At 67.1% G+C, this 26,309-nt stretch carries 20 protein-coding genes; 10 read left to right on the top strand and 10 right to left on the bottom strand.

The features are described 5' to 3' along the window. The first annotated feature begins 54 nt into the window (after positions 1-54). Genes gcvP through DZC73_RS23675 form a run of 4 tightly spaced genes read left to right on the top strand, consistent with a single transcriptional unit; the run spans position 55 to position 6,447 of the window. On the top strand, positions 55-2,952 hold the full coding sequence (gene gcvP, locus DZC73_RS23690; protein ID WP_124542852.1) for an aminomethyl-transferring glycine dehydrogenase: 2,898 nt from the start codon (positions 55-57) through the stop codon (positions 2,950-2,952). A 19-nt stretch (positions 2,953-2,971) separates the two neighbouring features. Next, positions 2,972-4,465, top strand: coding sequence for a flavin-containing monooxygenase (locus DZC73_RS23685; protein WP_124542851.1), 1,494 nt, complete (start codon positions 2,972-2,974; stop codon positions 4,463-4,465). 1 nt (position 4,466) lies between these two features. Next, on the top strand, positions 4,467-5,858 hold the full coding sequence (locus DZC73_RS23680; protein ID WP_124542850.1) for an L-serine ammonia-lyase: 1,392 nt from the start codon (positions 4,467-4,469) through the stop codon (positions 5,856-5,858). Between the two features lie 19 nt (positions 5,859-5,877). Next, positions 5,878-6,447, top strand: a complete 570-nt coding sequence (locus tag DZC73_RS23675) for a GNAT family N-acetyltransferase (RefSeq protein ID WP_124542849.1) — start codon at positions 5,878-5,880, stop codon at positions 6,445-6,447. Positions 6,448-6,450: 3 nt separating this feature from the next. On the opposite strand, the gene DZC73_RS23670 is transcribed toward DZC73_RS23675, so the two are convergent. The 8 genes from DZC73_RS23670 to DZC73_RS23635 all read right to left on the bottom strand — a co-directional run bounded on the left by DZC73_RS23670 (position 6,451) and on the right by DZC73_RS23635 (position 15,923). Next, positions 6,451-8,250, bottom strand: coding sequence for an ATP-binding protein (locus DZC73_RS23670; protein ID WP_124542848.1), 1,800 nt, complete (start codon positions 8,248-8,250; stop codon positions 6,451-6,453). A 334-nt stretch (positions 8,251-8,584) separates the two neighbouring features. Continuing rightward, the gene (garD, locus tag DZC73_RS23665; protein ID WP_124542847.1) at positions 8,585-10,159 is read right to left on the bottom strand and encodes a galactarate dehydratase; all 1,575 of its coding nucleotides are present in this window, start codon (positions 10,157-10,159) and stop codon (positions 8,585-8,587) included. A gap of 14 nt (positions 10,160-10,173) precedes the next feature. Beyond that, complete coding sequence (locus DZC73_RS23660) at positions 10,174-11,256, bottom strand: lactonase family protein (RefSeq protein ID WP_235835257.1); 1,083 nt, start codon at positions 11,254-11,256, stop codon at positions 10,174-10,176. A 37-nt stretch (positions 11,257-11,293) separates the two neighbouring features. Next, positions 11,294-12,262 (bottom strand): Bug family tripartite tricarboxylate transporter substrate binding protein, encoded by a 969-nt coding sequence (locus DZC73_RS23655; protein WP_124542846.1) that lies wholly within the window; start codon positions 12,260-12,262, stop codon positions 11,294-11,296. 22 nt (positions 12,263-12,284) lie between these two features. Further along, positions 12,285-13,568, bottom strand: a complete 1,284-nt coding sequence (locus tag DZC73_RS23650; RefSeq protein WP_124542845.1) for a TRAP transporter large permease — start codon at positions 13,566-13,568, stop codon at positions 12,285-12,287. Next, complete coding sequence (locus DZC73_RS23645; protein ID WP_124542844.1) at positions 13,559-14,047, bottom strand: TRAP transporter small permease; 489 nt, start codon at positions 14,045-14,047, stop codon at positions 13,559-13,561. Before DZC73_RS23645 ends, DZC73_RS23650 begins: the two co-directional genes overlap by 10 nt. A 22-nt stretch (positions 14,048-14,069) precedes the next feature. Beyond that, positions 14,070-15,035, bottom strand: a complete 966-nt coding sequence (locus DZC73_RS23640) for a TRAP transporter substrate-binding protein (RefSeq protein WP_124542843.1) — start codon at positions 15,033-15,035, stop codon at positions 14,070-14,072. 33 nt (positions 15,036-15,068) lie between these two features. Next, the gene (locus DZC73_RS23635) at positions 15,069-15,923 is read right to left on the bottom strand and encodes an NAD-dependent epimerase/dehydratase family protein (RefSeq protein ID WP_124542842.1); all 855 of its coding nucleotides are present in this window, start codon (positions 15,921-15,923) and stop codon (positions 15,069-15,071) included. Positions 15,924-16,052: 129 nt separating this feature from the next. On the opposite strand from DZC73_RS23635, the gene DZC73_RS23630 reads away from it, so the two are divergent. From DZC73_RS23630 to DZC73_RS23615, 4 genes are all read left to right on the top strand, one after another. Then, a complete protein-coding gene (locus DZC73_RS23630; RefSeq protein WP_124542841.1) occupies positions 16,053-16,802 on the top strand; it encodes a FadR/GntR family transcriptional regulator in 750 nt (249 codons plus the stop codon). Between the two features lie 111 nt (positions 16,803-16,913). Beyond that, on the top strand, positions 16,914-17,825 hold the full coding sequence (gene kdgD / locus DZC73_RS23625) for a 5-dehydro-4-deoxyglucarate dehydratase (RefSeq protein WP_124542840.1): 912 nt from the start codon (positions 16,914-16,916) through the stop codon (positions 17,823-17,825). A 19-nt stretch (positions 17,826-17,844) separates the two neighbouring features. After that, positions 17,845-19,281, top strand: coding sequence for an aldehyde dehydrogenase family protein (locus DZC73_RS23620; protein WP_124542839.1), 1,437 nt, complete (start codon positions 17,845-17,847; stop codon positions 19,279-19,281). Positions 19,282-19,430: 149 nt separating this feature from the next. After that, entirely contained in the window at positions 19,431-21,554 is a 2,124-nt protein-coding gene (locus DZC73_RS23615; protein ID WP_161974714.1) for an ATP-binding protein, read from the top strand. 5 nt (positions 21,555-21,559) lie between these two features. On the opposite strand, the gene DZC73_RS23610 is transcribed toward DZC73_RS23615, so the two are convergent. Beyond that, the gene (locus DZC73_RS23610) at positions 21,560-22,300 is read right to left on the bottom strand and encodes a hypothetical protein (RefSeq protein ID WP_124542837.1); all 741 of its coding nucleotides are present in this window, start codon (positions 22,298-22,300) and stop codon (positions 21,560-21,562) included. Between the two features lie 83 nt (positions 22,301-22,383). On the opposite strand from DZC73_RS23610, the gene DZC73_RS23605 reads away from it, so the two are divergent. Both DZC73_RS23605 and DZC73_RS23600 read left to right on the top strand, forming a co-directional pair. Further along, complete coding sequence (locus DZC73_RS23605; RefSeq protein ID WP_124542836.1) at positions 22,384-23,235, top strand: arylamine N-acetyltransferase family protein; 852 nt, start codon at positions 22,384-22,386, stop codon at positions 23,233-23,235. Between the two features lie 72 nt (positions 23,236-23,307). Further along, a complete protein-coding gene (locus DZC73_RS23600) occupies positions 23,308-24,435 on the top strand; it encodes a GGDEF domain-containing protein (protein WP_124542835.1) in 1,128 nt (375 codons plus the stop codon). Between the two features lie 127 nt (positions 24,436-24,562). Here the strand turns inward: DZC73_RS23600 and DZC73_RS23595 are convergent, their stop codons facing one another. Beyond that, positions 24,563-25,864, bottom strand: a complete 1,302-nt coding sequence (locus DZC73_RS23595) for an ABC transporter substrate-binding protein (RefSeq protein WP_124542834.1) — start codon at positions 25,862-25,864, stop codon at positions 24,563-24,565. Positions 25,865-26,309: the final 445 nt, after the last annotated feature.

The following is a 26,309-nucleotide window of genomic DNA, read 5'->3' as shown; positions in this document are numbered from 1 at the left end:
GCGTTTGCCCACGGAAGAAATCCCTCTCTTGTTTCGTTAGACCCTGGAAGTCCCATGCCCTCGACCACCGCCCTCCCCCTTGCCGCGCTTGAGAACGCGAGCGAATTCGTCGCGCGCCACATCGGCATCGAGCCCGAAGACGAACGGCGCATGCTGTCGGTGATCGGCCTGGCCTCGCGGCAGGCGCTGATCGATGCGGTGGTGCCGGCCAACATCGCACGCGGCAATCCGATGGACCTGCCCGCGCCGCTGACCGAGGCGCAGGCGCTGGCCGAGCTCAAGGCCATTGCAGGCAAGAACCAGGTGCTCAAGAGCTTCATCGGCCAGGGCTACCACGGCACGCTCACGCCCGGGGTCATCCTGCGCAACATCCTCGAGAACCCCGCCTGGTACACCGCCTACACACCCTACCAGGCCGAGATCTCGCAAGGCCGCATGGAAGCGCTGGTGAACTTCCAGACCATGGTGACCGACCTCACCGGCCTGGCGATGGCGAACGCCTCGATGCTCGACGAGGCCACCTCCGCCGCCGAAGCGATGACGCTGGCCGCGCGCGTGGGCAAGAGCAAGTCCACCACCTTCTTCGTGGCCGACGACGTGCTGCCCCAGACGCTGGAAGTGGTGCGCACGCGCGCCAGGCCGCTGGGCATCACGGTGGTGACGGGTCCGGTGGGCGATGCGGCCGGTGCAGGCGCCTTCGCCGCGCTGCTGCAATACCCCGGCGTGAACGGCGCAGTGCGCGACCTGAAGCCGGTGATCGACGCGGTGCACGCAGCGGGCGGCCTGGCCATCGTCGCGGCCGACCTGCTGGCCCTCACGCTGATCACCTCGCCGGGTGAACTGGGCGCCGACATCGCGGTGGGCACCACGCAGCGATTCGGCATGCCCATGTGCAACGGCGGCCCGCACGCCGCCTACATGGCCTGCAAGGACGAGTTCAAGCGCTCGCTGCCCGGCCGCATCGTGGGCGTGAGCGTGGATGCGCACGGCAACCCCGCTTACCGACTCGCGCTGCAGACGCGCGAGCAGCACATCCGCCGCGAGAAGGCCACCTCCAACATCTGCACGGCGCAGGTGCTGCCGGCCGTCATCGCCAGCATGTACGCCGTGTACCACGGGCCCGAAGGGCTCAAGCGCATCGCGCGCCGCGTGGCGAGCTACACCGCGGTGCTGGCTTCGGGCCTGAAGCAGCTGGGCTGCAAGCTGCCGCACGAATCGGCTTTCGACACGCTGGAAGTCACCACCGGCGACCACACGGCTGCCGTCCTTGCCGCCGCACGCGCCAAGGGCTTCAACCTGCGCCAGGCCTCGCGCACCAGCGTGGGCATCACGCTGGACGAGACCACCAGCCGCGACGACATCCACACGCTGTGGGCGCTGTTCGCCAACGGCCAGTTGCTGCCGTCCTTCGCGCAGTTCGAGCAAGGCGTGGCCACGCTGCTGCCGGCATCGCTGGAACGCACCAGCGCCTTCCTCACGCATCCGGTGTTCAACGCGCACCACAGCGAGACCGAGATGCTGCGCTACATCCGCAGCCTGTCGGACAAGGACCTCGCGCTGGACCGCTCGATGATCCCGCTGGGCTCGTGCACGATGAAGCTCAACGCCACCAGCGAGATGATTCCCGTCACCTGGCCGGAGTTCGCAGGCGTGCACCCCTTCGCGCCGCGCGACCAGCTGAAGGGCTACGAGGAACTCGACAGCCTGCTCACCGGCTGGCTGTGCCAGGCCACGGGCTACTCGGGCATCAGCCTGCAACCCAATGCCGGCTCGCAGGGTGAATATGCCGGCCTGCTCATCATCCAGGCCTGGCACGCCGCGCGTGGCGAGGCGCACCGCACCATCTGCCTGATTCCCGAATCCGCCCACGGCACCAACCCCGCCAGCGCGCAGATGACCGGCCTGCAGGTGGTGGTGGTGAAGTGCGACGCCGAAGGCAACGTGGACCTCGCGGACCTGAAGGCCAAGTGCGAGCAGCACAGCCAGAACCTGTCCTGCGTGATGATCACCTACCCGTCCACCTACGGCCTCTTCGACACGCACGTGAAGGAGCTGTGCGGCATCGTTCGCCAGCATGGCGGCCGGGTGTACGTGGACGGCGCCAACATGAATGCCCTGGTGGGCGTGGCTGCGCCGGGCGAGTTCGGCGGCGACGTGAGCCACCTCAACCTGCACAAGACCTTCTGCATCCCGCACGGCGGCGGCGGCCCCGGCGTCGGCCCGGTGTGCGTGGTGCAGGACCTCGTGCCCTACCTCCCCGCGCACCGCAGCGCGGGCCTGGGCACCGAGCAGCAGATCGGCGCCGTCTCGGCCGCGCCGCTGGGCAATGCCGGCGTGCTGCCCATCAGCTGGATGTACGTGCGCATGATGGGCGCCGACGGCCTCAAGCAGGCCACCGAGACTGCCATCCTCAGTGCCAACTACATTGCGGCGCGGCTGGCCGACCACTTCGACATCCACTTCAGCGGCAACAACCCCGAGGTCAAGGGCGGCGGCGTGGCGCACGAATGCATCCTGGACCTGCGCCCGCTGAAGGACAGCTCCGGCGTCACCGCTGAAGACGTGGCCAAGCGCCTCATCGACTACGGCTTCCACGCGCCCACGCTGAGCTTTCCGGTGGCCGGCACGCTGATGGTGGAGCCCACCGAGAGCGAGCCGCTGAAGGAGCTGGACCGTTTCTGCGAGGCCATGATTGCCATCCGCGACGAGATCCGCAAGGTCGAGTCCGGCACCTGGCCGCGCGAGGACAACCCGCTGAAGGCCGCGCCGCACACGACCGAGGCCTTGCTCAAGGGCGACTGGACACACCCCTACTCTCGTGAGGACGCGGCGTATCCGTTGAAATCGCTGCGACTGCAGAAGTACTGGTCGCCGGTGGGCCGCGTGGACAACGTCTACGGCGACCGCAACCTCTTCTGCAGCTGCGTTCCCCTGTCCGCCTACGATCACTGAAGCAAAAGGATCCGCGCCGATGACGACACCGACCCCCATCAACGGGCACCACGATGTCGTGATCATCGGCGCGGGCTTCGGCGGGCTGGGCATGGGCATGCGGCTCAAGCAGGAAGGCCGGCACGACTTCATCATCATCGAGCAGGAAGTGGGCGTGGGCGGCACCTGGCATGCCAACCGCTACCCGGGCGCGGCCTGCGACATCCCCTCGCTGCTGTACTCGTTCAGCTTCGCGCCTACGCCGGACTGGTCGCGCAGCTATCCCGGCCAGGAAGAGATCGAGCAGTACCTGAACGACTGCGTGGCGGACTTCGAGCTGGAGCCGCACCTCAAGCTGCGCACCAAGGTGCTGTCGCTGGACTGGGATGCTGCCACGCAGCACTGGACCGTGACGGCGCAGCAGCGCGGCGGGCAGGAGATGCGCTGGACGGCCCGCGTGATCGTCAGCGCCACCGGCGCGCTGAGCCGGCCGGTGATGCCTGACATTCCCGGCCTCGCCGACTTCCAGGGACCGGTGATGCACACCGCGCGCTGGCAAGGCGAGGTCAACCTCGGCGAGCGCCGGGTGGGCATCGTGGGCACGGGCGCCAGTGCCATCCAGATCGTGCCCAAGCTGGTGGACCGTGCCGCGCAGGTGGTGCTGTTCCAGCGCACGCCGCCCTGGATTCTTCCCAAGCATGACCGCGTGCGCCCCGGCTGGCGGCGCTGGCTGTATGCCAACGTGCCTGGCATGCAGAGGCTGGCGCGTGGGGTGGTCTATGCCATTCATGAGGTGCGGGCGCCCGCCTTCATCCGCTGGACGGGCCTGCTCAAGGCTTCGGAATCACAGGCGCGCAAGTTCATGGAGCGGCAGGTGCACGACCCCGCCTTGCGCGAGGCGCTGACGCCCAATTACCGCATGGGTTGCAAGCGCATCCTCATCGCCAGCGACTTCTACCCGGCGATCCAGCGGCGCAATGCGAAGCTGGTGACCTCGTCCATCGAGAAGGTGGTGAGCGACGGCGTGGTGACCACCGACGGCGAACACCACCCGCTGGACGTGCTGGTGCTGGCCACCGGCTTCCAGGCGGCCACGGCGCTCGCGCCCTTCCCAATCCGCGGACGGCAAGGGCAGGAGCTGAACGAAGCGTGGCGCGACGGTGCCCAGGCCTACCTCGGCACCACGGTGCCGGGCTTTCCCAACTTCTTCATGCTGGTGGGGCCCAACACGACACTGGGCCACAACTCCATGGTCTACATGATCGAGTCGCAGATCCGCTACGTGCTCGATGCGCTGGACCGCATGGCGCAAGCGCACCTCGCTGCCGTGGACACGCGCGCCGAGGTGAGCGAGGCCTACAACGCACAGCTCCAGCAGCGCCTGCAGCGCACGATCTGGGTGACTGGCGGCTGCACCAGCTGGTACCGCGTGGGCGACCGGCGCATCTCCACACTTTGGCCCCACTCCACCCTCGCCTTCCGCTGGCACACCCGGCGGTTCCGCCTCGACGACCACGAACCTTTGCGGGCCTGACATGGCAGTTTCCGTTTTCGACCTCTTCAAGATCGGCATCGGGCCGAGCAGCTCGCACACCGTGGGGCCCATGCGTGCAGCCCGCCTGTTCACGCTGCGGCTGCAGCACGACGGCTTGCTCGACAAGACCGCGCGCGTCGTGTCCGAGCTGTACGGCTCGCTGGGCGCCACCGGCAAGGGCCACGGCAGCGACAAGGCCGTGCTGCTGGGCCTGGCCGGCCACGAGCCCGACACGGTGGACGTGGACGCGATTCCCACGCTGCTGCACGCCATCCGCCACGATCACCGCGTGATGCTTGGCAGCACGAAGGAGATCGGCTTCGACGAGAAGGCCGACCTCGTCTTCCACCGCAAGGAAAGCCTGCCCTTCCATGCGAACGGCATGCGCTTCATCGCCTCCGATGCCGGCGGCAGGGAGCTGGCCTCCCGCACCTACTACTCGGTGGGCGGCGGCTTCGTGGTGAGCGACGAGGTGGCCGCCGATGGCACGCGCCAGAAGCAGATCGCGCCGGACACCACCGTGCTGCCCCTGCCCTTCCACAGCGGAGAGGAACTGCTGGCCGTCACCCGCCGCGAGAACCTCAGCATCGCGCAGGTGATGCGCCGCAACGAGCGGCATTGGCGCACGGATGATGAGATCGATGCAGGCCTGCTGAAGATCTGGTCGGTGATGCAGGCCTGCGTCGAGCGCGGGCTGAAGACCGACGGCGTGCTGCCCGGCGGCTTCAAGGTGCGCCGCCGCGCGGCCGACCTGCACCGCCAGCTGTGCGGCAACCCCGAGGCCGCGCTGCGCGACCCCTTGCAGGTGCTGGACTGGGTGAACCTCTACGCACTCGCGGTGAACGAGGAGAACGCCGCCGGCGGCCGCGTGGTCACCGCGCCCACCAACGGGGCGGCCGGCATCGTGCCCGCGGTGCTGCACTACTACACCCGCTTCGTGCCGCAGGCCACGCAGGCCAGCGTGATCGACTTCCTGCTCACGGCCGCGGCCATCGGCATCCTCTACAAGGAAAACGCCAGCATCAGCGGCGCCGAGGTGGGCTGCCAGGGCGAAGTGGGCGTGGCCTGCTCGATGGCTGCGGGTGCCCTGTGCGCGGTCATGGGCGGCACGCCCGAGCAAGTCGAAAACGCCGCGGAGATCGGCATGGAACACCACCTGGGCCTCACCTGCGACCCGGTGGGCGGGCTGGTGCAGATCCCCTGCATCGAGCGCAACGCCATCGCCTCGGTGAAGGCCATCAACGCCGCACGCATGGCGTTGCGCGGCGACGGCACCCACCACGTGAGCCTGGACAAGGTCATCAAGACCATGCGCGAGACCGGCGCGGACATGATGACCAAGTACAAGGAAACGGCGCGCGGCGGACTCGCGGTGAACATCGTGGAGTGCTGACCTTCCGGAGGACGAGGCCATGGACACGATCGAGATCCATCCGCTGTCTGCGGACCGCCTGGGCGACTGGCTGCACTACTTCGATCACGTGGCCTTCGCCGACAACCCTGACTGGCAGGATTGCTACTGCCACTTCCTGCATGCGGACACGGCCAGCAAGCCGTGGTCGCAATGGACGGGCGAGGAAAACCGCCGCGCGGTCATCCCGCTCATCGAGCAGCGCGAGATGAACGGCATGCTGGCCTATGCCGGCGGACAGGTCATCGGCTGGGTGCACGCTGGCCCGAGCCGATGCTTGCCGGCAATGAAGGACAAGCCCGGTGCGGACGAGGCCGGCGTGGCCGCCATCGGCTGTTTCGTCGTCGCCAAGCGCTGGCGCGGACAAGGCGTGGCCAGGCAGTTGCTGCGCGCGGCGTGCGACCAGCTCAAGGCGCAGGGCCTGCACACGGTGCAGGCCTATCCGCGGCGAGAAACCAAGTCCGAGGCCGATGCACACTTCGGGCCCCTGGACCTCTACCTCGACGAAGGCTTCAGCATCTGGCACGACGCGCCCGGCGAGCGGCTTCTCACCGTGCGCCGTGCGCTGTGAACATCACAGCCAGGCTTCGACCTTTTCCTTGATCTGCTTGCGCGTGTAGGGCTTGGCCAGGTGGGCATCCATGCCCGCCTCGCGGGTGTGGCGGATGTCGTCGTCGAAGGCATTCGCCGTCAGCGCGATGATGGGCGTGCGCGGCAGCCCGAGCTGGCTCTCGCGCTCGCGCCACAGCCGCGTGGCGGTGTAGCCATCGACCTTGGGCATGTGGCAGTCCATCAGCACCAGGTCCACGCTGTGGGCGTGCGCGGCCTGCAGCGCCTGCTCGCCGTCGGTCGCCTCGATCACCTCCATGCCCAGGGCTTCGAGGTGGGTGCGCGCGATGAGGCGGTTGACCGCATCGTCCTCCACCAGCAGCACCACGCCGGCCAGCGGCGCGGACAGGTCGAGCGCACCGGTGGTGGTGTCGGGCGCCTGGCGCGGGGCTTCGCCCACGAGCTCCGTCAGCGTCACCGTGAAGCGGAAGGTGGAGCCCCTGCCCAGGGTGCTCTCGATGTCGATGTGCCCGCCCATCGCCTCGACGATGCGCTGCGAGATGGCCAGCCCCAGGCCCGTGCCGCGGCGCGAGGTGGGCGCGTCGTTCTGCAACTGCGTGAACGGCGTGAAGAGCTGGGCGGCGGCCTCCGCCGAGATGCCGGCACCGGTGTCCTCCACCTCGAACTGCACGAGGTCGTCGCCCACCTGGCGGATGTTCAGCTTCACGCTGCCGCGCTTGGTGAACTTGACGGCATTGCTCACCAGGTTCAGCAGCACCTGCTTGATGCGCGGACCGTCGCCGATCACCCAGTCGGGCACCTGCGGGTCCAGGTTCAGCTTCAGCGCCAGGCCCTTGTCTTCCGCATTCGCGCGGAACAGTCCGATGACCGAGGTGGCCAGGTTCATCACGCTCAGCGGATCCGACTTCAGCGAGAGCTTGCCCGCCTCGATCTTCGAATGGTCCAGCACGTCGTTGAGGATGGACATGAGCGACTCGCCCGATGCCGCCGCGGTGCGCACCAGCCGGCGCTGCTCCTCGCTGAGCTGCGAACGGCGCAGCAGTTCGAGCGAACCCAGCACGCCATTCATCGGCGTGCGGATCTCATGGCTCATGGTGGCCAGGAACTGCGACTTCGCGACCGTGCCGGCTTCCGCATCTTCCTTGGCCTTCTGCAACTGCAGGTTGGCCTCGTCCACCGCCAGGCCATGCTCGATGGCACGCTCGGTGGTCTCGCGGTACTGGGCTCCCGTCTTGAGCAGCGTGGCCACGTAGATCACCGCCAGCAGGGCCAGCGGAATGGAGCGCGTGGACTCGACGAACAAGGACACGTAGGCCAGCGAACCGATGGTGGGCACCACCAGCAGCGGGTACGACCAGCGGATCAGCGTCATCGTCTGCACCGACAGCGCGGCCGAGCCGATGAGGATGGCCAGGTGCATGGCCGAGGCCCGCGTGTCCAGCAGCGGATAGAAGGCGATGGTGGACAGCGCCCAGGTCAGGCCGGCCAGGAAGGCGTTGGTGCGCATCTGCACTTCGACGTGGCAGGTGGTGGCTGGCGACAGTTCAGCATCGCGGTAGCGCCTCACGAGGATGAAGCGCCACACCGCAGTGACGGTGGTCATCAGCGCGATGGCGATGGCGGCCGTCGTGGCTCCAGCGCGCATCCCCACCCAGGCGACGAACCAGCCGGCCATCATCAGCATGGGAATGGTCTTGGCCGCCGACCGCAGCGCAAACGACAGCATGTCCCGGTGCACGGCAGAGGCCAGCCGCACGGCATCGTCGGCGGGCGCTGCCGTCGGGTCCTGCGGGGCAGAACTCAAAGGTTGCTCGTACATCTTCTTGGCGACCTCGGGTCCAGGTGTGCGTGATCCAAGGAGTCATCGGCCCCGGGGGCTGTGACTTGATGGGTCCGCGGGAAGAACCCTGGGGCCAATCCGGTCGGATTGCGCACTTCGCCGCCAAGGCGCCCCACTCAAAGACGCCCTCACCTCTGTGTCCTCTGTGTTCAATCTGTTCATTTCGCGTGCGCCCGAACGCGTCGAAGGCCTCCTGCTCCTCGACGCTGGGGAGCGCGCCCAGGCCGAATGAAACACAGAGGACACAGAGAGCACAGAGCTCACAGAGGTGAGCGGTGCCCTGGGCGCCCGACGCCCTTCAGGTCACCGGCGCCGGGTTGAACAGCACCAGCGCGTTGTGCAGCTTCCATCGCTCGGCCCAGGTGCGGCGCCGGCCGCTGGCGACGTCCAACATCATCTGGAAGAGCTGCATGCCGACCACCTCGATGCTGGCTTCGCCGTCGGCGATGGTGCCGGCGTTGAGGTCCATCAGGTCGTGCCAGCGGCGCGCCAGGTCGGTGCGGGTGGCCACCTTGATGACCGGCACCTCGGCCAGGCCGTAGGGCGTGCCGCGTCCGGTGGTGAAGACGTGCAGGTTCATGCCGGCGGCCAGCTGCAAGGTGCCGCAGATGAAATCGCTGGCCGGGGTCGCGGCGTAGATCAGCCCCTTCTGCTTGAGCTTCTCGCCCGGCGCGAGCACGCCCGAGATCGGCGCGGTGCCCGACTTCACGATGCTGCCCATCGCCTTCTCGACGATGTTGGACAGCCCGCCCTTCTTGTTGCCCGGCGTGGTGTTGGCGCTGCGGTCCACGCTGCCGCGCTGCAGGTAGGCGTCGTACCAGGCCATCTCGCGGATCATGGCCCCGGCCACCTCGGCGTTCACGGCACGCGAGGTGAGCTGGTCGATGGCATCGCGCACTTCGGTGACTTCAGAGAACATCACCGTGCCGCCGGCCCGCACGAGCAGGTCGGTGGCGTAGCCCACCGCCGGGTTGGCGGTGACGCCGGAGAAAGCATCGCTGCCGCCGCACTGCACGCCGACGACGAGGTCGGCCGCCGGGCAGGTTTCGCGGCGGCGCCTGTTCAGCCGTTCGAGGTGTTCCTTCGCCTGCGCGAAGATGGAATCGATCATCGACATGAAGCCCACGTGCGCTTCGTCCTGCAGGCACACCACGTCCAGCTCCGGCGCTTCGCCGCGCTGGTCGGCGATGGCGATGGTGCCAGGCGGCAGAAGGCGTTCAGGCTGCAGCTTCTCGCAGCCCAGGCTCACCACCATCACCTCGCCGCCGAAGTTCGGGTTCAGGCTGATGTTGCGCAGCGTGCGGATGGGCACCACCGCATCGGGCGCATCGATGGCCACGCCGCAGCCGTAGGTGTGCTCCAGCCCCACCACGTCGTCCACGTTCGAGTACTTCGGCAGCAGCTCGGCCTTGATGCGCCGGACCGCGAAGTCCACCACGCCGGCCACGCACTGCACGGTGGTCGTGATGGCGAGGATGTTGCGCGTGCCCACCGAACCATCGGCATTGCGGTAGCCCTCGAAGGTGTAGCCGGTGAGCGGCGGCAGCTCCGGCGCGGGACGGTCGGCGATGGGCAGACCGGTGAGCTGGCGGGCCGCGGGCATCTCCAGCAGCCGCTCGTGCACCCAGCTTCCGGCGGGGATGTCTTTCAACGCGTAGCCGATGGGCACGTTGTAGCGGCGCACGGCCTGGCCGGCTGCGATGTCCACCAGCGACACCTTGTGGCCTTGCGGCACCTTGTCGCGCAGCGCGAGGCCCGACGGGAACACCGTGCCGGCCGGCAGGCCGCCGTCGTTGGCGACGATGGCCACGTTGTCCGCCGCGTGCATGCGGATGGTGAGCGGCGGGCGGGCGGCGGGTACTGCGTCGGTCATGGTCGGGATCAAGGTCAAGGGAAGCTGATGATCTCCACCCAGTTCGGGTTCTGGCCGAGGGTGTAGTTCTTCAGCGGGTGGAGTGCGCCGGTGCCGGCATCGATCGCATACAGCGTGACGGCATGCGACACCTGCCCCACCGCCACGAGATAGCGGCCGCTCGGGTCGATGTTGAAGCCGCGCGGCTGCTTCTCGGTCGGGGTGTGGGCCCGCACGGCGAGTCGGCCGGTGGACGCATCCACCGCGAAGGTGGCCAGCGTGCTGGAGGTGCGCTCCGAGGTGTACAGGAAGCGGCCGTCCGGCGTGAGGTGAATGTCAGCGGCCCACGGCTTGCCGTCGAAGCCCGCAGGCAGTGTCGACAAGGTCTGCACAGGTGACAGCGTGCCGGACGCATCGTGGTAGGCCAGCACGTCAACGGAGGCATCCAGCTCGTTGAGCAGGTAGACGATGCGGCCGTTCGGGTGCATCACCAGGTGCCGAGGCCCGGCCTTGGGGCGCTGGTTGAAGGTGGGGACCCCGGCCGGCGACAGGCTGCCGGTGGCGGCGTCGAAGCGAAGCTGCATCACCACATCGGACCCGAGGTTGGTGATGAAGACGTGGCGGTTGTCCGGCGCGACGAGCACCGCATGCGCGTTCTGGCCGGTGGGCAGCACCTGCGATGCGGCCTGCGCCACGCCATCGGCACCGATCGTGCTCACGCTGGCCTTGTGCCCGCCGTAGGAGGCCGCGAAGAGGAACTTGCCGCTGCGGTCCGTCGCGACGTAGGCCATGCTGTCGGGCAAGGGGTTCACGCCGATGGGCGTGAGCTTGCCGCTCGTCGCATCGATGGCGAAGCTCGCCACCGAATACGGCTGCGAGCGCAGCGCGGCGTAGAGGAACTTCTTGTCCGGGCTCACGGCCAGAGGCATCACCTGCCCTGTCACCGGCACGGTCTGCACCAGCAGCAGGTCGTTCTTCGCAGGGTCGAGCAGCAGCACGGAAATCTCGCGGCTGTCGGCGTTGGACACATAGACGAAGGTGGCAGCTTGCGACACGGCGTGGCCCAGCATCAGGAGAAGAAGAAGGAAGACTGTACGCAAGCGGAGAAGTGCTGGCATGGATGCAGGCATGGTTCCTCCTCGATCACCGCGGGTGTCATTCGGGCTTGATGCCGCCGTCCTTCACCACCTTGGCCCACTTCGCGCGCTCCCTGGTCTCGAAGGCGCCCAGTTCGGCAGGGGTCATGGGCTGGGCTTCAAGGCCCAGGAAGGCGAAGCGGTCCTGCACGTCGGGCAGCTTCATGGCCTTGGCGAATTCGGCCGAGAGCTGCTGCGTGATGTCGGCGGGCGTGCCGGCCGGCGCATGCACCGATTGCCACGAGGCCACGTCATACCCCGGCACGCCGGACTCGGCGATGGTGGGAATGCTCTCGAAGCCACGCGCCCGCTTGGCGGTGGTGACCGCCAGCGCCCGCAGCGCGCCGGACTTGATGTGCGGCGCGGCCACCACCAGAGTGTCGATGCCCATGGTCACCTGGCCGCCGATCACGTCCTGGATGGCCGGGCCGCTGCCGCGGTAGGGGATGTGCACGATGAACACCTTGGCGAGCTGCTTGAGCAGTTCGCCGCTCATGTGCTGCGAGGTGCCCGTGCCGGCGGATGAATGCGTGAGCCGGCCGGGCTTCCTGCGGGCGTCTTCCAGCAGGTCCTGCATGGTCTTGTAGGGGCTGCTGGCCGGCACGATGACGACGTTGGGCGTGGAGCCGATCATCGTGATGGGCACGAGGTCGCGCTCGGCGTTGTAGGGCATCTTGGCCTGCAACGCGGGGTTGATGGCCTGCGTGGAGATGGTGCCGCCGAGGATGGTGTAGCCATCGGGCGGCGACTTGGCCACGGCATCGGCGCCGAGCACGCCGCCGGCACCGGCGCGGTTGTCGACGATGAAGTTCTGGCCGACTGCCGCCTGAAGCTTGGGTGCCAGCAGGCGGGCCAGCACGTCGGTGGTGCCGCCGGGGGCGAACGGCACGACGTATCGGATGGGCTTGGCCGACGGCCAGCCTGCGGCCAGCGACCAAGGGGCCACAGCCAGCGCGGGCACGCCCAGCAAGAGATCTCTGCGCTTCATCATGAACTCCTTCGCTGCGCGATCACTTCCAGATCAGGCCCGGCAGCCACAACGAGAACGCCGGCACATACGTCACCAGCATCAAGGCCGCGATCAGCGCGCCATAGAACGGCCAGATCGTCTTCATCACGGTACCCACCGATACCCCGCCGATGGCACAGCCCACGAACTGCGTCGTGCCCACCGGCGGCGTGTTCAGCCCCAGGGCGCAGTTGATGAGCATCACCATGCCGAACTGGATCTCGCCCATGCCGTAGGCCTGGCAGATGGGCAGGAAGATCGGCGTGCACACGAGGATGGTGGCGGCCATGTCCAGGAAGGTGCCCAGCAGGAACAGGATCACGTTGACCAGCAGGAAGATCACCCAGGGGCTGCTCGACACCTGCGCCAGCGCCTTGCCGGTGAGGTCGGGCACTTCGTACAGGGCGATGATGTAGCCGAAGGCCGCCGAGATGCCGATCAGCAGCAGCACCACGCCGGTGGTCTTCACCGCCTTGCTCGCAGCCTTGAGGAACTGCTCCCACTTCAGCGTCCGGTAGACCACGGCGCTCAGCAGCAGCGCGTAGATCACGGCCACGGCGGCGGACTCCGTCGCGGTGAACACGCCCGAGAGGATGCCGCCGAGGATGAGGATCACCACGAACAGGCCCGGCAGCGACGCCGCGAAGGTGCGCGCCACGATGGACCAGCCCGGGAACTTGCCGGCGGGGTAGCCGCGCTTCACCGCGACGAGATAGGCTGCCGCCAGGTTGCAGATGGTGAGCACCAGCGCGGGGATCAATCCGGCCAGGATGAGCTTGGCGATCGACACCTTCCCGCCGGCCGCCAGCGTGTAGATGATCATGTTGTGGCTGGTGGGCATGAGGGCGCCCACCAAGGCCGCATGGGTCGTCACGTTGACGGCGTAGTCGGCGTGGTAGCCCTCCTTCTTCATCATCGGGATCATCACCGCACCCATGGCGGAGACGTCGGCCACGGGCGAGCCCGACACGCCGCCGAACAGCGTGCAGGCCACCACGTTGCTCATGCCCAGGCCACCGCGGATGTGGCCCACCACCGCCTTGGCGAAGTCCACGATCTTGTCGGCGATGCCGCCGTAGAGCATGAGCTCGCCCGCGAAGATGAAGAAGGGAATCGCGAGGAAGGAGAACACGTTCATGCCCGAGGTCATCTGCTGGAAGATGACCGCCATGGGCAGGCCTTCGTACAGGATGGTCGCGAGCGCGGACAGTCCGATGGAGAACGCTACCGGCACGCCAAGGATCAGCAAGCCGAAGAACGTGATGCAGAGAATCGTCAGTGCCATGCCGGCTTCACCTCTTGACCGCGCACGATGGCGACGATGTGTTCAATGGAAAACAGCACGATGAGGCAACCGGCAAGCACGAGAGGCACGTAGCGGAAGGACTCGGAGATGTGCAGCGTGGGAATCATGTAGCTGCGCACCGACTCGAACATCTGCGCGCAGTTCCAGGCCATGAGCACGCCGAACAGCAGCGTGAGCGAATGGATGAGCAGCGAGACCGGCTTCTGCCAGCTCTGGGGCACGAGGTCGCCCAGCAGTTCCATGCCGATGTGCCCGGCGTCGCGCACACCCACCGCGCAGCCGAGCATGGTCACGTACAGCACCAGCAAAAGCGCGAGGCTTTCAGCCCAGGTGGGCGTGTTGTTGAGGACGTAGCGGCCGAACACCTGGTAGGCCACCGCAACGATGAGAAGGACCAGCCCGGTCACGCCAAGCTGAAGGCACAGCTTGGCGATCCGCGCGCAAATGGTGGTGAACATGGGATGCGTGATGGCAGGCGGCTTACTTCGTCTCCTGGATGCGCTTGATCATGTCCTTGAGCTTGGGGTCGGTGATGAACTTGTCGTACACCGGCTTCATCGCCGCCTGGAATGAGGCCTTGTCCACCTCGATGATCTGCGCGCCGCCGGCTTTCACCGTGGCCAGCGACTTCTCTTCGCGCTCGTCCCACAGCTTGCGCATGTAGGGCACCGACTCCTTGGCCGCCTGGCGCAGCGCCTTCTGGTCGTCGGGACTCAGGCCGTCCCACACCTTCTTGGAGAACAGCAGCATCTCCGGTGCCATCGAGTGCTCGGTCTTGGAATAGAACTTCGCGACCTCGAAGTGGCGCGAGCTCTCATACGAGGGGTAGTTGTTCTCGGCTGCATCCACCAGGCCCGTCTTCAGCGCGGTGTAGACCTCGCCGAAGGGCATGGGCGTGGCGTTGGCGCCCATGGCTTCGAGCAGCGCCACCCACAGGTCGGACTGCTGCACCCGCACCTTCATGCCCTTGGCATCGGCCAGGGTCTTGATGGGCTTCTTCACGGTGTACATGGAACGCGCGCCGCTGTCGTAGAAGGCCAGGCCGATGAAGCCCTGCGCCTCGCAGCTCTTGAGGATCTCTTCACCGATCGGGCCATCGAGCACGTGGCGCATGTGCTCCTTCGAGTGGAAGAGGAAGGGCATGGTCGGCACGACGGTGGTGGGGCAGATGTTGTTCATCGGCGCGATGTTCACGCGCGTCATCGCCACCGCGCCGATCTTGGCCTGCTCGATGGTGTCCTTCTCCTGGCCCAGCGCGCTGTTGTTGAAGACCTTGATGGTGTGCTTGCCGTTGGTGAGCTTGTTGAACACCTGGCCCATGTACTTCACGGCTTCGACGGTCGGATAGCCGTCCGGGTGGATGTCGGTGGAGCGGAAGTCGGTGGCATGGGCCGCGAGTCCGGCGCCGGCGAACAGCGCGGCGATGAGGCGAGGCAGAGGTTTCATGGATGTCTCCTGTGAAATGCGTGTTGTCACTTGTCACTCGAACGGGCCCTGGCGCACGAAGGCACCGCCCTGGTAGATCTGCACCGGGTCGTTCACGTCGACGCTCGGCTGGCGCGCCTCGACTTCGGCACGGAATGGCTCGGAGCTGTCCTGCGGCACGTAGCCGAGGTGGCGGGCGCTGGTGTTGTCCCACCAGACGGTGCGGTTGGCCGACACGCCGTAGACCACCGAGTGGCCGACGACCGGCGCGGTGAGGCACGACACGACGAGGCGCTCGAGGTCGTCATAGCTCATCCAGGTGGCCAGCATGCGGCGGTCTTTCGGCGCGGTGAACGATGAGCCGATGCGCAGGCAGGCCGTCTCGATGCCGTAGCGGTCGAAGTAGAAGCGCGAGAGGCTTTCGCCGAAGGCCTTGCTGATGCCGTAGAGGCCGTCGGGGCGCATCGGGTCGGCGGGCGAGATGACTTCATCCTGCCGATAGAAGCCGGTGACGTGGTTGGAGCTGGCGAAGACGATGCGCTTCACGCCGTTGACCCGCGCCGCCTCGTACAGGTTGTAGGCGCCGACGATGTTGGCTTCGCAGATCGGATCGAAGGGCCCCTCCAGCGAGACGCCGCCCAGGTGGACCGCGGCATCCACGCCTTCGAGCAGCGATCGCACCGCGGCCCGGTCGCCCAGTTCAACGAGGCGGATCTCTTCGCCGGTTTGCTGCGCGCCCAGGTCGGCACGGTCGGACAGGCGAAGCGTCTTGCAATAGGCCTTCAGGCGCGGGCGCAGTTCGCGCCCCAACCCACCGGCGGCACCCGTGAGCAGCAGCCGGCCGAAGCGCAGGGGCGAGACGGAACCCGGCGCGAGGCCGGACGAGGGGGTGGAACTCGGAGTGGACATGCGGGCCGCTTTTGCTACATTGCTTGAATCGGTCGATGTACGTCATCTGTTGTCGTACAACAAGACCCATATCGTCGCGAACCGACTGTTCACTGTCAACCCGAAGCCCCAAGGGAAAACCCGACATCCATGGAAAGCCCGAACCTCCCGCCCTCTCAGCCCAAACCTGCGCGCCGCCCCAAGAGCCTGGCGCTGGGCCTGGTCGAAGCCGTGGGCGGCCGCATCCGCGACGGGCAGATGCGGCCGGGCGACAAGCTGCCCACGGAAGCAGCGATCATGGAAGAGTTCGGCGTGAGCCGCACCGTGGTGCGCGAAGCCTTGTCCAAGCTGCAGGCCGCGGGCCTGGTGGAGACGCGGCATGGCGTGGGCACCTTCGTGGTGGGCACGGGCGACACCGCCAACTTCCGCATCGCGCCCGAGCAGATCGCCACTGCGAAAGAAGTGATCGCGGTGCTCGAGCTTCGCATCGGACTGGAGACCGAGGCCGCAGGCTTGGCCGCCGTGCGCCGCAGCGATGCCAACCTGCTCGCCATGCGCGGCGCCCTGGCCACGTTCTCCAAGGCCATCAACGAGGACGGCGACGCCCTCGCCCCCGACTTCCAGTTCCACCTGGAGATCGCGCGTGCAACCCAGAACGTGCACTTCCTGGAGCTGATGAACTACCTGGGCACGATGATCATTCCGCGCGCGCGGCTGAACACCGCGCGGGTGGCCGGCGAGTCGCGCAAGGAGTACCTGCGGCGCGTGAACACCGAGCACGAGAACATCGTGAGCGCCATCGCCAACCAGGACCCCGAAGGCGCCCGCGCGGCCATGCGCACCCACCTCGCCAACAGCCGGGAACGTCTGCGCCGGGCGCACGAAGCCGCGGGTCGCTGACCCCTCCTCATCGTCGAAGACAGGGCCGGGACGGCGTCAGGGACTCTTGGAATTCCTCGAATCATGTTGTACGATGACATACAACCTGAACCTCACCCACCAAGCCCTGCCATGACGCCCCAAGACCTCAAGCACATCATCTCGTCGGGACTGCTGTCGTTCCCGGTCACCGACTTCGACGCGGAAGGCAACTTCAATGCGCGCTCCTACGCGGCCCGGCTGGAGTGGCTGGCCCCGTATGGCGCGAGCGCCCTCTTCGCCGCCGGCGGCACGGGCGAGTTCTTCTCGCTGTCGGGCCCGGAGTACGGGCAGATCATCAAGACCGCGGTGGACACCTGCCAGGGCAAGGTGCCCATCATCGCTGGCGCCGGCGGGCCGACACGGCAGGCCATTGCCTTCGCGCAAGAGGCTGAACGGCTCGGCGCCCACGGCATCCTGCTGCTGCCGCACTACCTCACCGAGGCCAGCCCGGAAGGCGTGGCCGCGCACGTGGAAGCGGTGTGCAAGTCGGTGAAGTTCGGCGTGATCGTCTACAACCGCGCGGTGTGCCGCCTCGGGCCGGCGCAGCTCAAGGTGCTGGCCGAGCGCTGCCCCAACCTCGTGGGCTTCAAGGACGGCATGGGCGACATCGAGCTGATGGTGAGCATTCGCCAGGCCATGGGCGAGCGCTTCGCCTACCTGGGCGGGCTGCCCACGGCCGAGGTCTACGCCGCGGCCTACAAGGCGCTGGGCGTGCCGGTGTATTCGTCGGCCGTCTTCAACTTCATTCCCAAGACGGCGCTGGCCTTCTACGAAGCCGTGCGCACCGACGACCGCGCCACGCAGAGCCGCTTGCTGGACGAGTTCTTCCTGCCGTACCTCGCCATCCGCAACCGCAAGCCGGGCTATGCGGTGAGCATCGTCAAGGCAGGCGCGACAATCATCGGCCACTCGGGCGGTCCGGTGCGTGCGCCGCTGACCGACCTGACCGGCGAGGAAGTCGAACAACTGCGCGGCCTGATCCACAAGCTCGGGCCGCAGTGACAAGAGAAAAGGCATCACCGTGACCGAGCATCTCAACTACATCAACGGCGAATGGGTAGCAGGCAGCGGCTTCGCGCCCAACGTCAATCCGTCCGACCTGGCCGACACCATCGGCCTGTACGCCAAGGGCACGGCCGCGCAGGTCGACCAGGCCGTGCAGTCGGCACGCGCGGCCATGCCAGCGTGGCAGGCCTTCGGCATCCAGGCGCGCGCCGACGCGCTGGAAAAGATCGGCACCGAAATCCTGGCTCGCAAGGACGAGCTCGGTGCCTTGCTGGCGCGCGAGGAAGGTAAGACCCGCGCCGAAGCCGTGGGCGAAGTGGCCCGCGCCGGCAACATCTTCAAGTTCTTCGCGGGCGAATGCCTGCGCACGCCCGGCGAGCTGCTGCCCTCGGTGCGGCCCAACATCGGCGTGGAGATCACCCGCGAGCCGGTGGGCGTGGTGGGCATCATCAGCCCGTGGAATTTCCCGATCGCGATTCCGGCGTGGAAGATCGCGCCGGCTCTGGCCTACGGCAACTGCGTGGTCATCAAGCCGGCCGACCTGGTGCCGGGCAGTGCCTGGGCGCTGGCGGAGATCATCTCCCGCGCGGGCATTCCGGCCGGCGCCTTCAACCTCGTGATGGGCACCGGCCGCGAAGTGGGCCAGGCCATCGTCGACCATGCTGGTGTCGATGCGGTGAGCTTCACCGGCTCGCAGTCGGTGGGCAAGCAGGTGGCGGCATCCTGCGTGGCGCGCGGCGCCAAGGTGCAGCTGGAGATGGGCGGCAAGAACCCGCAGGTGGTGCTGGACGATGCTGACCTGAACACAGCCGTGGAGCTTTGCGCGCAGAGCGCCTTCTACTCGACCGGGCAGCGTTGCACCGCATCGAGCCGGCTCATCGTGACGCAGGGCATCCACGACCGCTTCGTGAAGGCGCTGGCCGATCGCATGGCGAAGATCAAGGTCGGCCATGCGCTGGCCGCCGGCACGGACATGGGCCCGGTGGTGTCGCTGTCGCAGCTGGAGCAGGACCTGGGCTACGTCGAGATCGGCCGCGGCGAAGGCGCCACGCTGGTGACCGGCGGCGAACGCGTGGTGCGCGAGACCGAAGGCCACTACCTGGCACCCGCGCTGTTCACCGACACCTCGGCGTCCATGCGCATCAACCGCGAGGAGATCTTCGGCCCGGTGGCGAGCGTCATCCGCGCACGCGACTACGACGAAGCCCTGGCCCTGGCCAACGACACACCCTTCGGCCTGTCGGCAGGCATCGCCACCACCTCTCTGAAATACGCCACGCACTTCAAGCGCCACGCGCAGGCAGGCATGGTGATGGTGAACCTGCCGACGGCGGGGGTGGACTACCACGTGCCGTTCGGCGGGCGCAAAGGGTCCAGTTATGGGCCGCGCGAGCAAGGGCGGTATGCGGTGGAGTTCTACACGACGGTGAAGACGGCCTACACGCTCGCGTAGCAAGCCCCACCACGGCCTCGATGCAAGACCGCACCGGGGCCGTGCAGCGCTTGAAAAAAGCAGCGGATCGAACAAGGAATCACCCCGCCCACCCGGCAATTCGTGGAAACTGTTCCATCGAACAATGGCAACTGCGCGGGAGGAACGCCATGGCTGCTGATTGCGCTCCACCCCTGACGGCGAACGACCTGCCTGCCGAAGACATCGACCGCTCGACCCAGCGGGCGGTCTTCCTGGTGATGGCCTGGTTTCTGATCGGCTTGCTGCCCATCTACGGGGTCGCCTTCGCCTGGGCCCGCCAGTGGATCTACGTGGGCCTTCTCATCATCGGGTTCTGCACGGCGCTGGTTGCCTTGCTGGTGGCCCGCAGGACCCAGAGCTACGAGGCACCGCTGCGCGCCATCACCACCGTGGTGGCAGCAGCGCTGGTCTATGCCACGCTCATCCAGGGCCCCGCCCTGCCCGCGGCGGGCTGGTGGCTGTCCATCCTTCCCTTCGTGCTCGCGGCAGGCGGCCTGCACTACATGGCGCTGGGCATGGTCGCGATATTCATCGGCCTGGTGAGCGTCATGCAGTTCGCAGAGCCCCTGGCCTGGCTGGGCGCCTCGGATGCCGCCGAAACCATCGGCATGGGACGGCGCTATGCCGCAGTCGCCGGCTCCGAACTGCTTGCGCTGTCCCTCATCATCGTCTCGATGCGCCGGCGCGTGCGCATCGCACAGGCGCTGGAGCAGGCACGGCGGGACGCCCTCGAATCCGATGCGGTCAAGGCGCGCTTCCTGGCCAACATGAGCCACGAGATCCGCACGCCGCTGACCGGCATCATCGGCGTCGCGGACGTCCTGCACTCGCCGGACCTGTCCGATTCGCAGCGCCGGCAGCTCATCGAATTGCAGCGCCACAGTGCCAGCACCCTGCTGGCACTCGTCAACGACATCCTGGACATCAGCAAGCTCGACGCCCGCAAGCTCACGCTCGAATCGCACCCGCTGGACATCCGGCAGCTCGTCTTCGAGACCAACGAACTCTTCTCGATGCAGGCCTTCGCCAAGGGCATCGAGCTCTCGTCGAGCTGCAATCCGAACGTGCCTCGTGGATTGCTGGGCGATGCCGTGCGCATCCGGCAGATCTTGAACAACCTCGTGGGCAACGCCGTCAAGTTCACGAGCCGCGGGGGCGTGCACATCCACGTGGAGCTGGAGCCGCTGCCGGCCGACACGGGCACCGCCGCGCAGCGGTGGATCCACCTGGAGGTGGTCGACTCCGGCCCCGGGATCGCGCCGGACGCCCTCAAGCTGCTGTTCCGCCCGTTCATGCAAGCCAGCGAATCGGTCGCGAGGGAGTTCGGCGGGACCGGGCTGGGCCTGAGCATCGCATCCGAACTGGCCAAGCTGATGGGCGGCAGCGTCGAGGCACGCAGCGTGGTGGGCGACGGCACGACGTTCATCGTGAGGCTGCCTTTCACGCTGGGCGTCCCAGAGGGCATCGAACCGGCGACGAAGAGCCGGCCCGATGTGGTGGTGGCCGTCAACACCCGCGGGCTGGAGCGCCACATCAAGGCCATCCTGCATGAACTAAAGGTGGATCCGGTCATCGTGCGCCACGTGCCCGATGCACGGGACCTGGCGGCTTGCAAGCTGCTGCTCATCGATGCGCCGCTGCTGGAGACGATCGAAGCCCGGACATGGCTCGCCGAGCAGGCGGCTGCGGGCCGGCGCGTGGCCATCCTCACGCCGCTGGGCATCGACTCCGTGGCCGGCGGGCTGCCGAATGCGCAGCTGATCTTCAAGCCCGTCACCAGCCGCGCGCTGGAGACGCTGCTCCTGGACGAACTGCCGCGAGGCACCCCCGGCGCTCCGGCCAGCGATGCCACGCCACACCCCCTGGCCGGCCTTCGCGTGCTCGTGGCCGACGACAACCCGGTCAACCAGATCGTGGTGCAGGCCATGCTGGCCGAACTCGGCGTCACGGCCATCGTCGCAGGCGACGGGCGCGAAGCCCTGGCCTCGATCGCGAGCGACGTGTTCGACCTGGTGCTCATGGACGTGAACATGCCGCAGATGGATGGACTGGCGGCCACGCGTGAAATCAGGGCACGTGAGCAGGCGCAGGGGCGGCCCCGACTGACCGTGCTGGCCATGACGGCCGCCACCGAAGGCGAGGAAGGCCCGGTCTGCATCGCCGCAGGCATGGACGGCTTCCTCACCAAACCGTTCAGCCTGCCCCAGCTCGAAGCCGGCCTGCGCCGATTCAAGCCAGCGAAGAACGCCTGAACGCCTCAGGACTTGAGGCCGGCGAACAGCACCGCCCGGCTCGTGTCGCCGTTGACCACCACCAGGTACAGCACATTGCGGCTGACGAAGGCATGCCCGCGCAGGGTGTTGCCGTTCTCGGCGCAATTGGTCTGGAAGTTCAAGGTGATGTCGAACACATTGCCCGACGAATGCGGTGAGGCGAGGCCCGCATAGGTACAGCCGCCGTTGGAGGTGCCTGCGATCAACCCCGCACTGTTGATGGTGATGGCGGCCACGTTTGTACCGCTGAGTTCCGCCGCCTCGCCGGCGTAGTTGCCCGCCAGCGATGACAAGGACGCCGACTGGTCGTAGTTGGTGTTGTAGCTGCCTCCGAAGCTGGTGGTCGCCCCACCGGTCAGGCTGGCCGTGCCGGCGATGGACGTCTTGGCGACGTAGCTGCCGGAGGCCGTGCCGGCCGTCACCGCATGCGTGCCGAAGTTGAAGTCGTGCAGGCTGCCGGCGCTCAAGGTGAGACCACTGGTGGATGCATCTGCCACCATCACGCCAGCCGCTGGCACGGGCGTCGTCGAGTTCATGCCGTAGATGACGTAGAAGCGGCCGCTGTCGAGCACCTGCACTTCCTGCGCCGGGCCGGAGCCGCCCGAGACTTCGTACAGCCCCGCCGCTGCGGTGGGCGTGAAGCCCGCATCGGACCCGCCGCCTCCGCAGGAAGCCAGCAGGCCGGACAAGAGGATCACCGGAACCAGGGAAAAGATTCGAGACATGCGGACACCTTGTGGATGGCGCGCCACCGGCGCGGCCTTCAGTGTCGCGCTACGCTCGCCGCTCTTTCGCAACGAGTTGTGCCATGCCCCCAGTCTCCATCGACCTGCCGCGCTACCTCGATCGCATCGGCTGGACCGGCGACCTGCCCCGCCCGACATTGCCGGACCTGCGGACCCTTGTCGCGCGTCACACCGCCGCCATTCCCTTCGAGAACATCAACCCCCTGCTCGGCGCGCGGGTGTCGCTGGACGTCGCCGACATCGAACGCAAGATGGTCGCCGACGGCCGCGGCGGCTACTGCTTCGAGCAGAACCGCTTGTTCGCCACCGCCTTGGAGAACATCGGCTTCAAGCTCAGCACGCTGATCGCCCGCGTGCTGTGGACCAAGGACGAAGACGCCATCACCACCCGAAGCCACATGCTGCTCAAGGTGGAGACCTCGCAAGGCCCGCACCTGGTGGACGTGGGCTTCGGCGGCCTCACGCTGACGGGCGCGCTGGCGCTGGTCGAGGACATCGAACAGGCCACGCCCCACGAGCCGTTCCGCCTCGTCCGCCGCGATGACGGCGACTGGCGCATGCAGGCCCAGGTGCAAGGCGAATGGAAGACGCTGTACCGCTTCGACCTGCAGCCGCAGCACCCCATCGACTACGAGGCGCCGAACCACTACGCCGCCACCTTCCCGCTGTCGCACTTCACGGACACGCTGATCGTCGCGCGCACCCTGCCCGGCGCGCGCCTGGCGCTGCGCAATGGCGACTACAGCATCCATCGCAAGGGCGCGGAAAGCGAGAAGCGCCTGCTGGGCAGTGTGGACGCGATCTGCCGCGCGCTGGTGGAGGACTTCGGCATCCGGCTGCCCGAGGGCGGCGCGCTGCAGCGGCGGCTCGCTGAAGTGATCCAACCCCAACAAGTTGGCGATTCGGCGAACTGAACGGGGCGTGCCCCGGGGTCACATCGTGTCGATGCGGCTAGCATGCGGCACCGCCTCCCACCACCTGCTCTCTTGGATCTCCGCACCCTTTTCTATGCGCAAACCGGTGCGCTGATCGCCACAGCGGCCATGCTGTGGATCGCGCGCGCCGAAGCGGACAGCCGCAACGGGCTGCGCACCTGGACCTTCGCCATCACGAGCCAGGGCGTGGCCTACCTGTTGCTGGCCAGCGCAGGCCGGCTGCCGGTGCTGCTCACCGCCGTGCTGGGCAACGCGCTCGGTGCGCTCAGCGTGGCCCTCTTCATGGTGGCCATCCGCCAGTTCCTCGGACTGCGGCGCGATGTCCGCTGGCTGTCGCTGATGGTCGTCGCGGTGACGATCGTGGCAGGCATCGGCGGCGCGCACTACGAAATCGCGACCATGTTCAACGGTGTCATCTACGGTGCCGTGCAACTGCTCAATGGCCAGGTGCTCTGGGTGCGGCCTTCCACCGGCCTGCGCCGCATACAGCGCGTGGTGTCGGTCTTCTACCTGCTGATGGGCCTGGTGCTGCCGCTGCGCGCGGCGGCACTGGCACTGACGGGCACGCACCGGGACTACCTGGACCTCCCCCTGGACTGGCAGGCACCGGTCTATGTCTTCGGCTTCCTGTTCATCATCGTCACCAACCTCGGCTTCGTGCTGATGTGCAAGATGCGCGCGGAAGACGAGGCACGCCGCCAGGCGATGACCGACGAACTCACGGGCCTGGCGAACCGGCGCGCGCTCAGCGAGGCGATCGAACGATCGTTGGCACAGTCGGTCTCTCACAGCCGGCCTTTCGCGATGGTGATGGCCGACCTCGATCACTTCAAGTCCATCAACGACCGCTTCGGACACCACGGCGGTGACGCCGCGCTGACCGCGTTCGCGCAGCGGCTGAGTGCCGCAGTAGGAAGCGAGGGGCTGTGCTTTCGCTACGGGGGTGAAGAATTCGGCGTGCTGCTGCCGGACACGAATGCCGCCGAGGCCTTGCGCTTGATCGAGCGCGTGCGGCAGGAGGTGGCGTTGCCCGCCGAAGGCCATCGCCATGCGCTGAGCGCCAGTTTCGGCGTGGCCACCTGGCAGTCAGGCGACACGGCGGACACCTTGCTGGGACGTGCCGACCAGGCCCTGTATCGGGCGAAGGCTGCTGGACGGAACCGGGCGGAAGTGGCCTGAGCCCCACGCCACAAAAAAAATCCGATGCGCGAGTCCTGCTCACGCATCGGCCAAGGCCTCCTCATCAAACCATTGACGCCCCTCTGGCGGGGGCATCCGGGCTTTCACGCCAGGTAGGACCCGCCCATCACGACGCCTTGGCTGCGTTGCCGGCCGCGACGGGTTGCTTGGCCTTCGCCACGCCACTGACCATCTTGATCATGGCTTCTTCCGTGGTCATGCGGTCGTTGTTCCAGTAGGCCGCCACCACTTCACGCAGTGCGGTTTCGATGGGTGCCGGCTGTGCCATCAGGTGCGCGATCGACGGCACCAGCGTGTTGATCATCGCGGTGGCCGCGAAGTAGGCCGCAGACTCCTGCGCGCACAGATCGAACTTGTCCATCTGCACCCCGGTGCCGACCGGGATCGAGCCCTTGTTCAGGTTGAAGGTCTGCTGGAAGTCCGAGCGCATGATGGTGGCGGCCAGCGCCTTCTGCGCTTTCACGGCCGACGGATCCTTCAGGCGGAACATCGCGAAGCTGTCGACGTTGAAGGTGAAGGCGCGCGCGGTTCCTGGGGCGGCCACGCAGACGAAGTCCTTGGCCGGCTGCTTGCCCGCCGCGAGGAACTCACCCTTGGCCCAGTCGCCCATGAACTGCATGCCGGCCTCGCCCTTGATGACCATGCCGGTGGCCACGTTCCAGTCGCGGCCCGGGGCCTTCGCATCGGTGTAGTCCTTGATGCGGCGGAAGGTCTGCAAGGCACTGGCCATGGTGTTGCTCTTGAGCGCCGTCGGGTCCAGCTGCACGAAGGCGCGGCGATAGAACTCGGCGCCCGCCACGCCCAGCACCACCGATTCGAAGGTGGTGAACTCCTGCCACGACTGCCCGCCGTGGGCCACGGGAATGATGCCGTTGGCCTTCATCTTCTCGGCCACGCTGAAGAACTCGTCCCAGGTGTTGGGCACCTTGGAACCCGTCTTGCGCAGGGCCTCGCGGTTGATCCACAGCCAGTTCACGCGGTGCACGTTCACAGGCGCCGCCACGTAGTGGCCGTTGACCTTCATCACGTTGGCCACGACCTTGGGAAGCTGAGCATCCCACTTCTGCTCGGTCGCCACGTCGTCCAGGTCGGCCAGCACGTTGAGCTTGCCCCATTCCTGGATCGCCGGTCCCTTGATCTGGGCTGCGGCAGGCGGGTTGCCGGCGAGCACGCGCTGGCGCAGCACAGCCATCGCGGTGTCGCCGCCGCCGCCGGCCACGGCGAAGTCACGCCAGGTGTGGCCCTGGGCAGCCAGCAGGCGTTTGAGTTCCTCGACCGATTTGCTTTCGCCCCCGCTGGTCCACCAGTGGAGGACTTCCACCTGGCCGGCAAAGGCCGGAACGTTGATCAGGCATGCCGCGGCGATGGCGCTGGCCTTGATGAGGCGCCGAGTGAGGGAACTGCTCATGTGTGTCTCCTTGCTGCACAGGTCGGCTGGGTTGCCGATCGATGAATTCAGCTTAAAGAACTTTTAAATTCTTTCCGCAGAGCGTTTTCCCGGAAGACCACCAGATTCACTCGACACATTCGTTAACCAGTTCTCATGACTGGTGTTTTTGCACTCCAGCACACATTCAGACAACAGGGGTAGTCAATTTTCAGGGTTTGTTGTTGTTCATACAACACCATAGTGTTAACACTAAGTTGGGCACATTAACGTCACTTTAATAATCCGTTCCCGGAGAGGAGCCAACCCTCCCCTGATCGCTCAACCATTCCAGGAGACATATCCGATGAGTCGCACCTTCACCGCGAACCTGTCCATGGCTGCCATCGCAGCAGCCGTTGCCGCCCTCAGCACGCCCGCGCAAGCGGTGGACTGGGGCGGATACTTCCGCACGGGCCCCGGGGCC

The organism is Rhizobacter terrae (assembly GCF_003852895.1).
Lineage (GTDB): Bacteria > Pseudomonadota > Gammaproteobacteria > Burkholderiales > Burkholderiaceae_C > Albitalea > Albitalea terrae.
The sequence above is the reverse complement of the archived record's forward strand: the minus strand, read 5'-3'. Positions and strand labels throughout refer to the sequence as shown.

Bases quoted from the DNA above. Each gene is read 5' to 3' on its own strand.
- DZC73_RS23595 (WP_124542834.1), bottom strand. From the start codon at position 25,864: ATGAGCAGTTCCCTCACTCGGCGCCTCATCAAGGCCAGCGCCATCGCC.
- DZC73_RS23685 (WP_124542851.1), top strand. From the start codon at position 2,972: ATGACGACACCGACCCCCATCAACGGGCACCACGATGTCGTGATCATC.
- DZC73_RS23615 (WP_161974714.1), top strand. From the start codon at position 19,431: ATGGCTGCTGATTGCGCTCCACCCCTGACGGCGAACGACCTGCCTGCC.
- DZC73_RS23635 (WP_124542842.1), bottom strand. From the start codon at position 15,923: ATGTCCACTCCGAGTTCCACCCCCTCGTCCGGCCTCGCGCCGGGTTCC.
- DZC73_RS23660 (WP_235835257.1), bottom strand. From the start codon at position 11,256: ATGCCAGCACTTCTCCGCTTGCGTACAGTCTTCCTTCTTCTTCTCCTG.
- DZC73_RS23645 (WP_124542844.1), bottom strand. From the start codon at position 14,047: ATGTTCACCACCATTTGCGCGCGGATCGCCAAGCTGTGCCTTCAGCTT.
- DZC73_RS23640 (WP_124542843.1), bottom strand. From the start codon at position 15,035: ATGAAACCTCTGCCTCGCCTCATCGCCGCGCTGTTCGCCGGCGCCGGA.
- DZC73_RS23675 (WP_124542849.1), top strand. From the start codon at position 5,878: ATGGACACGATCGAGATCCATCCGCTGTCTGCGGACCGCCTGGGCGAC.
- DZC73_RS23650 (WP_124542845.1), bottom strand. From the start codon at position 13,568: ATGGCACTGACGATTCTCTGCATCACGTTCTTCGGCTTGCTGATCCTT.
- gcvP (WP_124542852.1), top strand. From the start codon at position 55: ATGCCCTCGACCACCGCCCTCCCCCTTGCCGCGCTTGAGAACGCGAGC.
- DZC73_RS23610 (WP_124542837.1), bottom strand. From the start codon at position 22,300: ATGTCTCGAATCTTTTCCCTGGTTCCGGTGATCCTCTTGTCCGGCCTG.
- garD (WP_124542847.1), bottom strand. From the start codon at position 10,159: ATGACCGACGCAGTACCCGCCGCCCGCCCGCCGCTCACCATCCGCATG.
- DZC73_RS23680 (WP_124542850.1), top strand. From the start codon at position 4,467: ATGGCAGTTTCCGTTTTCGACCTCTTCAAGATCGGCATCGGGCCGAGC.
- kdgD (WP_124542840.1), top strand. From the start codon at position 16,914: ATGACGCCCCAAGACCTCAAGCACATCATCTCGTCGGGACTGCTGTCG.
- DZC73_RS23655 (WP_124542846.1), bottom strand. From the start codon at position 12,262: ATGAAGCGCAGAGATCTCTTGCTGGGCGTGCCCGCGCTGGCTGTGGCC.
- DZC73_RS23630 (WP_124542841.1), top strand. From the start codon at position 16,053: ATGGAAAGCCCGAACCTCCCGCCCTCTCAGCCCAAACCTGCGCGCCGC.
- DZC73_RS23605 (WP_124542836.1), top strand. From the start codon at position 22,384: ATGCCCCCAGTCTCCATCGACCTGCCGCGCTACCTCGATCGCATCGGC.